Source organism: Flavobacterium sp. LMO8 (assembly GCF_009495755.1).
Classification (GTDB): domain Bacteria; phylum Bacteroidota; class Bacteroidia; order Flavobacteriales; family Flavobacteriaceae; genus Flavobacterium.
The window spans coordinates 1-8,062 of sequence record NZ_WIBJ01000005.1 but is presented as its reverse complement, the minus strand read 5'-3'; the positions used below and the strand labels follow the sequence as shown (position 1 = coordinate 8,062).

Below are 8,062 nucleotides of genomic sequence, written 5' to 3'. Positions count from 1 at the left end.
GCTTAAAAATTGTGGCGTAAATTCAACACCAAGCCATTACAAATATAACAAAACATTCCATTCAACAGCGGATTTTCCGCAGGAAAATCCAAAACCAGCCATATTTTTAAACCGCTGTTGTATACAGTATAATATTTTCGGAACTTAAAAACTCAACGCAACGTTTATCCACAAAGTTTGGATTGTCACGCAAAGCATATTTTCACACAACGTTTAGTTTCAGGTTTTAGTTTCACAGCGAATTTTCCCGAAAACGTAATTTCAACACAAAATTTATCGACAAAGTTCGGTTCGGTTTTAAATTTTCACGCAAGATTTTCGGTAATAATTATTCAGAAAAAATAGGAGAGAAGCTTTCAGCGTAAGTTCGGAAAATATATTGTATACAACGTTTTGCCGCTTTGCGAAGGCGGGGATTTTCAGCACTAAACTTCATTAGTTGCACAAAGCTTGAATTTAGCACTTCACTGTCATAGAAGCACGAAACCCCCGCTTTTGCAAAACGGCTGTTGGGTGCAGGTATTATTGTTCCAGTTTCTTTATACATTGCTCTCTTATTTCCCAAATTTTTTCAAAACTCAATTTTATTTCGTTTTCCTTAATCCAATTTTGTAAGTATTTTTTGTGATAATCGACTTTAAAAGTGTTCACTTGTTCTGGTTCAATTTCGATTTCTTCTATAATGTCACAAATTAAGTTTTGAATGTTAGAATTGGAATTCGTTATGTCAATTCGTTGGTTATTCAACTTTAAATAACAATGTGCCTCTGGAATGTATTCTAAACCACTTTTTAAGATGGTGTCTTCAATTTTCGGGGTATTCATATTGTTCATTCGATACATTCCCAAAATTAGTTTTACATTGTCAAAATTATTTAAGTCAGCAACCTTTTTTAAGAATGAATGCTTAGAGCTACAAGTTCCTTTGTTTTCTTTAATAACAAGTGAATAGTCTTCCCGATTTTCATTTCTTCCATATGGTAACTTTTGCGTAAAGTCAATTAATTCGCTCCAATTTTTAATTCCTTTCTCTGTAATTAATGTTGTTAAATTGTCTGTAGAACTGAAATTTTGATGTCTTACAGAAAAAATTATTTTAAAATTGTCTGGGTCAGAAATCATAATTCCGTTTTCTGCCCAATAAGGATTTTTTGGAATTTCAAGATTTATATTATTTTGGTTAATTACTTTTTTTACACTTTTAAATTCAACCTCAGAGTTAACATAAAAAACAAGTAAATCGTCTTCGTCAAATTTACTTTTTGGTTGTTCTGTAGAAGTCGTAAATTCTAAATGCCAATTTGAATTATTGTAACCCAAAAAAAGTCCGTCATAATTGTTGTGATTTTCAAAACCACCTAATTTTTCAAGTCCAACGATTTCGGTATAGAATTTTTCAATTTTATTTAAGTCAGTTGTATGTCTTGCGTATCTAAATGTCATTTTCTGCGGTTTCGTGTTATACTTGCACCCAACGTTTTGTAGCTACACTTCAGTGGCGTTAACTGATAAGCGAGCCATTACAAATATAGACAAACTTTGGAAAATCCGAAGGATTTTCCAAGCAAAAACAGACCAAGCCATTGAGTGTAACTGCTGTTATGGTGCGTAAACTTACGAAAGAAATGCAAATAACGTTTCGCAAAGTATTTTCACGACAAAGTATTTTCTTTTCAGATTTGATTTTCCGCAATATTTTCTTTTCGGAATAGAGTAGAAGCAAACATTTACGTTTCGCTTTTCAAATTCATTAAACTTTCCAAACGCTGGCGCTTTCGTTAGCCGAAAAATTCGCGATGTAAACTAACAATTCGGCGATAGAAATTCCGCAAAGTATTTTCAAAATGCCATTTTTCTTGTCGTAATATTCTAAGTTTAGAATTTCATTAAATTTTTTCGGAAAGCTGATTCGCGTCTGCGAAGTTTATGCGCTATAACGTGTTTGTATATGGTTTGTTGCTTGGTTTAGGTAACTAATTTAGTGAATAATTACCGACCAAGAAAGACCGCGAGGACTTTCGTAAGTAGGCGAGAAGCTAGCAATAAATTATATACGGTGTTAGCATAAGTAGTGAAATATTCAAAATTTCTATTCACTTGTTTGATTCTCTTTTATAATTTCAACATCACTTCTGTCAAAAATAACTTTATAAATAATTGAATCTTTATCTTGCATAGGATGTTTTTTAATTAATAGATTTATGAATTTAGGTTTCTGTTCTTTTCTCATAGTATCAACATAATCATTTAGTTGAGTTGCTAATAATCTATTTTTCTCATTAGTTGCATAATAAACTGTATTTGTAGAATCTAATTCTACATACTTTACCCTTCTATAATTTTCAATGTTAAATGAATTTGTCTTTTTTGGTAATTTTCTATTTATGAATTTATTAAGGTGAATAGAATCTGACAATAAAGAATATGCACTTTCAATAGCTCTTGCATTTCCAAATTCTCCTTTTTTGTTAACCACAAGATGTGCAGGAATTCCAGATAAGTTGAATAAATTCCTTGTTTTTGCGTAATCTTTTGAAATTAGTTGAATACCTGAAGGCTTATTATGTTCAATGTATTTTTTCCAATCTTCTTCGATTTCATTAACAGAAATATCAATAAATACGATGTCTGAATTATTCTTAAAGTGTGCTTTTAATTTTTCAAGTTCTGGTTTTTCCGCACGACAAGGTCCGCACCAAGTAGCCCAAAAAGAAATGTATAATGTTTTGTTTTTTAAAGTTTCTAAATCAAATGGTTTAGATTCTGAATCTAAAAATATTGATTCTGGTAACAAGTTGCTCCTCTTTTTAGTAAAATTCCAAATTGTCTTTCCATTTATTAATTCTCCATATTGGTCTATTTTTTTTACTTTTCCTTGTTGTATTATTAATGGTTGTGAAAAAAGAAAATATATAAATAGTCCACTCATTATTATAATTGAAGCCAATTTGACTTTTTTATTAAACTCTTTTCTTGTTAGTAATAAACTTATTGTTGCAAACAAGATGAGAAAATAAATTAGTGGAAAATAAAAGCATCTCATAGGGATAAATATGAGAAGTGATATATAAAGGAAAGGAATAAGTTTTAACGATGTTTTTCTATTTATTAAACCAGAAATGTAAAACCCTAATGTACAGATTAATAAAGCAATCCATTTTAATTGGTCGTAATTATATATTCGTATGAAATTAGTTAAAATGTATACAATTATAATAAACGGAAGAATTATTGATAAAATTCCTAATATGATTTTGGATATAGTGATTAGAGTTTTTTTCATTTATTAAATTCCTTTTCTGATTTCAGTTCAAGTTTTGAGTGAGGGAGCTATTTATGCTAACGGTTTCGGCTATGAGTAGTTGCGTGGGTTAGCAGTTAACTTTGCAAGTACACACCAAACTGAAAATCCGCAAGGATTTTCAGAAGTAGGCGAGAACAAGCAATTACTTATAGCCATTGTTGGCTGTAGTTTTTTAAATCAAATTGTTTACTATTCTATTCAGTTGCTTATCGGTTAAAACAGGTTCAAAATATTTTATATAATCATTCAGTTCATTCAGTAGCTTAATATTTACATACTTAAATTCAGCTTTTGGTTTATTTCGAGTCATAACAATAAGATTTCGAATTGGAATTTTTTGTTCTCCCCAATGATGTTCATTTAATGTTATATTTTCCGAAATGTATATATATAGGGCAAAATTAGACCTTTCAATTTGTTCAATTGGTGACCTTAAGCTAATTGAATTTATAGATGATTTACTCCAGTTTTTTGTTTCAATTATGAAAATACCAGCTTTTGAAATCAAAAGATGGTCAATTTGTATGGAATAGATTCTCTGATTATGCTTTCTGTAAAAAAGTGGTCGAGAAAAGCTTAAATTAAAATCATTAATCAAAACGTAGTCATCTGAAAGTTTCATTATTTCTTTAACAACTAAATTTTCACCAATTGCTCCTGAAATTAAATTTTTTGAATTTTCTAAAACATTGCGTGTATATTCTATTTTTTCAGTTTTAGGCTTTGCTCTTTTTTCAATTAATTGTTGTTTTTCTGTTTCGTATTTTTTTAGAAAAAGTTCATCATTTTCAATTTTTTTAGATAATTGTTTTATGAATGAACTTATCAGTTCAGGTTTATTTTTTAGATAATGTTTTAATTTATTCTTAAGAACATGCAATCTTATACTCGAGCTTAGTTTTCTAAACAAACTTTTTTCTTTGTTGTTCTTAATTGAATCAATTTTAGTTTGTAAATCAGCAATTTTATTGTTTATTTTTTCACTCTCTAAATTGATTATTTCCTTTTTTTCCTGAATTCTCCGTTCCAGTTGAGCACACGTTTCCGAATACTCTCTTTCTAACTCGTACGATATGTCGTTTAGGATTTTTTGTTTTTCTGAATTGTAATTTGACAAAAAAGTCTTAATCTCTTTTACAGAACTAAATCTAGAAATTCCTTTGTCCTCTAGTTCGGATTTTAAGGATTTCAACGATTCTATTGTTCCATATATTCTTGCCATTTACGATTTTTCTCAAATTACAGCCAACGGTTTGCAGCTAAAAGAAGTGGCGACGAGCCAAGACCAAGCCAAAACAAATATAACGCAAACTTTTGAATTTTCGGAGAAAATTCGGAAGTATGCCCTTGCCTTAGCCATTACTTTTAACTGCTGTTATAAGCCGTATTTTCTATTTAGTTCGTCTAATTCTTTTTTACTATTGTCAACTGCGATCCATGTTGATATATTTTCATTATCATTCTTTTCAGCTTTCTTTCGTGTTGCTATTAAGAAATGTAAATACAATTTTTCATTAATTTCTAAATTTGGTATTATGCTTTCAAAACCAAAATCTATATAATTTGTTATAGGTTTTTCTATGCTTATTTCATTTTTTAGTCTAATTGGAAACCAATCATTATTTTCGGCTCGCCATTTCATAACTTCTCCATCTTCGGTACCAATATGAACTAGTTCTTTCCCATTTTCTATTTCAACTGCATCTAAATTTTCGCCACTATCATAACCCCAAGTATTTTCTGGATTTATATTTGTTAGTTTACAAATGACATGTAGTTTTTCAGTTTTTTCAGTTTTTTTTTCAATAAAAATTCTCCAAACTTTTGAGCTTTCGATTTTCATTTGTTCTGGTAATTCTAATTGATTTAAATCAATAACTAAAACTTCTATTTTATGATTTTCGGTTTCAACCTTTAAGTTATCTTTCACCGAATTTTGTATGGCATATTCAGATTTTATCGATAGCTCAATTTCACCAAGATTAGTTTCAAATGTGTCGTAAAGTATCGTTCTCATAATATGGCTTATAACGTGTTGCAGCTAAAAGAAGTGGCGACGAGCCAAAACCAAGCCAAAACAAATATAACGCAAACTTTTGAATTTTCGGAGAAAATTCGGAAGTATGCCCTGGCCTAAGCCATTACTTTTAACTGCTGTTGTAACTAGTATTAACAAAAGAAGTTATCCAGTTCGGTTTTTAGTTTTCTGTTTTCATTTTCGGCTTTTCTATCTAAAAAATATCCAATTGCACCACCAATTAAGCATCCAATTAAAGCAGTTAACATTCCAAATAGTATTGAAGCTAAGACTCCAACCATCATTCCAATATATAAGTTGTAATTTGGAATAATAATTGAAAACTCTGATTTCAAAAATCTCAAAAATTTGCTTAATTCATTTTTCACATTGATTTTTTCCTTTTCAATTTCGAAGCTTTTAAAAATCATATTAAGTTCTGAATTTACTCTTTGAATTTGTAATTCATTAAAGTTCTTGTATTTTATTTCCTCTAAAACTCGTACGAATTTTTCTGAATTATTTTTATTCTTGCTGTTTTCAGTTTTTGTTCTGAAATCATTTAAAAAATCAATTGCTTGTGATATTTCCATTTTTTCAAAATATTAGTTACAACGTTTTGGCGCTTGGCGAAGAAGCGGATATCGAAGCACTTAACTGTCAACCCAGCACAAAACTTGATACGAGGTAGAATGCTCAATTAACCACTGAACCCGCTTTTTTGCCAAACGCCTGTTAGCAGCTGATGTTTTTCTTTTGTTTGTCATTTTGCATAATTTTACTTCAACATATCATTTTGTTACATCTTCTGGTTCATTCGTTATAACTATGTTTTGACCTTTAACGTGCTTATTTAAAAAGTTGATAAGTCTGAAATTAATTGCAGTATTTTGTTCATTGTTACCAAATGAGCCAGGAGCAACTGCTTGTGAATTGTATGTAAAATGATTTCCTTGTTTTACTAGCAAACCATAACTTGGACTTGGCGAATGAGTAAAGCAATAGGCTGCATAAACATTTCCTAAACCTGCTGATAGTACCTGACCATATTCTGCACCACCATAAAAATATGCAGTCGGGAAGTCAATACTTTGAAAAGTGCTTGCTTCAAAATATCTGTTTTGATTGTAAAGCCAGTTTAATTCTCCCATTGAAAAAAAGAACATTGCTTTTGGATTAAATCCTTCATTCCTAACTTTCATTACTGTCCATCCACCCATAGAGTGTCCGCCCAATATTATTTTAGATTTGTCAACTTTGAAACTTGAAGTATTAACGAAATCAATAACCGATTGCAATTCGGAAACTCGATATCCAAAGTTTTCTCCATTTCCGAAGGGATTGTTGTCTAGGTAATCGAGTGCTTCATCTAATGTACCGTTTGATTGACCTTGAATTCTCACCGACATAACTGCATCGCTATGGTCAGGTGCAAAAACATAAAATCCTGCACGAGCAAGTGCTTCGCAAATTTCAACAGAGCCTATGCCACCACCAGAAAATCCGTGTGAAAAAATAATTGCAGGATGATTTTCATTTATTTCTGAACCATTATTTGAAACCTTTCCCTTTACGATTAAACCTGATGATGCCGTATTATAGTTATAATTATTTTCTTCATCAAGAGTAGGATACCATATTGCAACCATAATACTGTCTTGCGCATTTTTTGGAATTTTGACATATTTATAACCAGCATTAAGTTCTAAAGATGGGTCGGCTATGCCGTTCTCGTCTTTGTTACAAGCCAGCAAAGAGAGACTAATTAGTATTAAAATAAATAAACTTAAGTTCTTTAATATCATTTCTAAGGTTTCTGTTTTATATTCTTTTTTCATTGTCATTTTTTTTATTCAACTATTTCTCGAATTCTCCTGTCGTCTTTTACATTTGCTGCTAACGGTCTCGTATAACCGTCAGTTACGGGTTAAATTAGCGATTATTTTCGGTTTGGCACAGACCTTAGCAATTCCGAGTGGATTCGGACGTAGTCGAATCCGCCGTAATTGCGGTTATACATTGTTACCTGCTGGCTTGTATTGTTTTTAATTCATATTTATCCATTCCGCAATTAGAATTCAAAACCTTAAATTCTTCGTCTCCTTGTTTTGTCAAATATTTGATAAATTTCTTTTCATAATTACTCCAAGTTCCACCTATAGGTGTTTCTCGACAAGTCTTTACTAAACTAAATATTTGATTTCCTTTTTGGATTATCATTCCGCCTGGTTTTGTTCCGATTTTAAGTGCATTAATTCTCTGAACAAATTTTTTATTAGTCAATAAATATTCAGCTGGTTTTTCTTTAGAAGTCATTTCTATAAGAGCAAAAGTTTTTAATGCATTCAATTCGCTCTGATAGTTCGCGACAAAAAGAATAAAATGCTCGTAATAATTTGGTTCACTATTTTTCGGATAGTTTTTATTTGAATAAGCAATTATATCTTTAAGTCCAACGTTGTCAAAAATTTCAGTATGTTTTGGTTTATTCAAATCTGTTGCCTCAAAAGAGTGTTCTCTATAATTTTCTTTCAAAACGTCTTTTGCAAAAAGTTCAGCAGATAATGAGTAGTCAACCTCTAATTCCGATTCCTTTTTTAATTCAGTTTTAGTTTCAATGCTTGGTTCCGAATTCAGTTCAGGTTTTTGCTTTTCAGCTTTCTCATTGCAAGAGCAAAAAAGCAAAATCATTATTATTAGTATGTTGTTTCGGATTCTCATTTTTCAGCTTGCAGGTAACG

At 30.6% G+C, this 8,062-nt stretch carries 7 protein-coding genes; all 7 read right to left on the bottom strand.

Annotated elements, in window-relative coordinates; translation table 11 throughout:
- Window positions 1-522: 522 nt before the first annotated feature.
- Window positions 523-1,443 carry a VOC family protein gene (locus GFJ94_RS12600; protein WP_203228633.1) on the bottom strand — a complete coding sequence of 307 codons (921 nt, stop codon included), beginning with the start codon at window positions 1,441-1,443 and terminating at the stop codon, window positions 523-525.
- A gap of 646 nt (window positions 1,444-2,089) precedes the next feature.
- Window positions 2,090-3,283, bottom strand: a complete 1,194-nt coding sequence (locus GFJ94_RS00330) for a thioredoxin-like domain-containing protein (protein WP_153199298.1) — start codon at window positions 3,281-3,283, stop codon at window positions 2,090-2,092.
- A gap of 193 nt (window positions 3,284-3,476) precedes the next feature.
- Window positions 3,477-4,496, bottom strand: a complete 1,020-nt coding sequence (locus tag GFJ94_RS00325) for a nuclease-related domain-containing protein (protein ID WP_162523756.1) — start codon at window positions 4,494-4,496, stop codon at window positions 3,477-3,479.
- A gap of 183 nt (window positions 4,497-4,679) precedes the next feature.
- A complete protein-coding gene (locus GFJ94_RS00320) occupies window positions 4,680-5,321 on the bottom strand; it encodes a hypothetical protein (RefSeq protein WP_153199294.1) in 642 nt (213 codons plus the stop codon).
- 152 nt (window positions 5,322-5,473) lie between these two features.
- Window positions 5,474-5,914: a hypothetical protein gene (locus tag GFJ94_RS00315; protein ID WP_153199292.1), complete on the bottom strand. Its 441-nt coding sequence runs from the start codon at window positions 5,912-5,914 to the stop codon at window positions 5,474-5,476.
- 198 nt (window positions 5,915-6,112) lie between these two features.
- A complete protein-coding gene (locus GFJ94_RS00310; protein WP_162523755.1) occupies window positions 6,113-7,159 on the bottom strand; it encodes an alpha/beta hydrolase in 1,047 nt (348 codons plus the stop codon).
- A 184-nt stretch (window positions 7,160-7,343) separates the two neighbouring features.
- Window positions 7,344-8,012: a hypothetical protein gene (locus GFJ94_RS00305; RefSeq protein ID WP_153199287.1), complete on the bottom strand. Its 669-nt coding sequence runs from the start codon at window positions 8,010-8,012 to the stop codon at window positions 7,344-7,346.
- Window positions 8,013-8,062 lie beyond the last annotated feature (50 nt).

Coding starts and splice junctions, on each gene's coding strand:
- GFJ94_RS00310 (WP_162523755.1), bottom strand. CDS start 7,159: ATGAAAAAAGAATATAAAACAGAAACCTTAGAAATGATATTAAAGAAC.
- GFJ94_RS00315 (WP_153199292.1), bottom strand. CDS start 5,914: ATGGAAATATCACAAGCAATTGATTTTTTAAATGATTTCAGAACAAAA.
- GFJ94_RS12600 (WP_203228633.1), bottom strand. CDS start 1,443: ATGACATTTAGATACGCAAGACATACAACTGACTTAAATAAAATTGAA.
- GFJ94_RS00330 (WP_153199298.1), bottom strand. CDS start 3,283: ATGAAAAAAACTCTAATCACTATATCCAAAATCATATTAGGAATTTTA.
- GFJ94_RS00320 (WP_153199294.1), bottom strand. CDS start 5,321: ATGAGAACGATACTTTACGACACATTTGAAACTAATCTTGGTGAAATT.
- GFJ94_RS00305 (WP_153199287.1), bottom strand. CDS start 8,012: ATGATTTTGCTTTTTTGCTCTTGCAATGAGAAAGCTGAAAAGCAAAAA.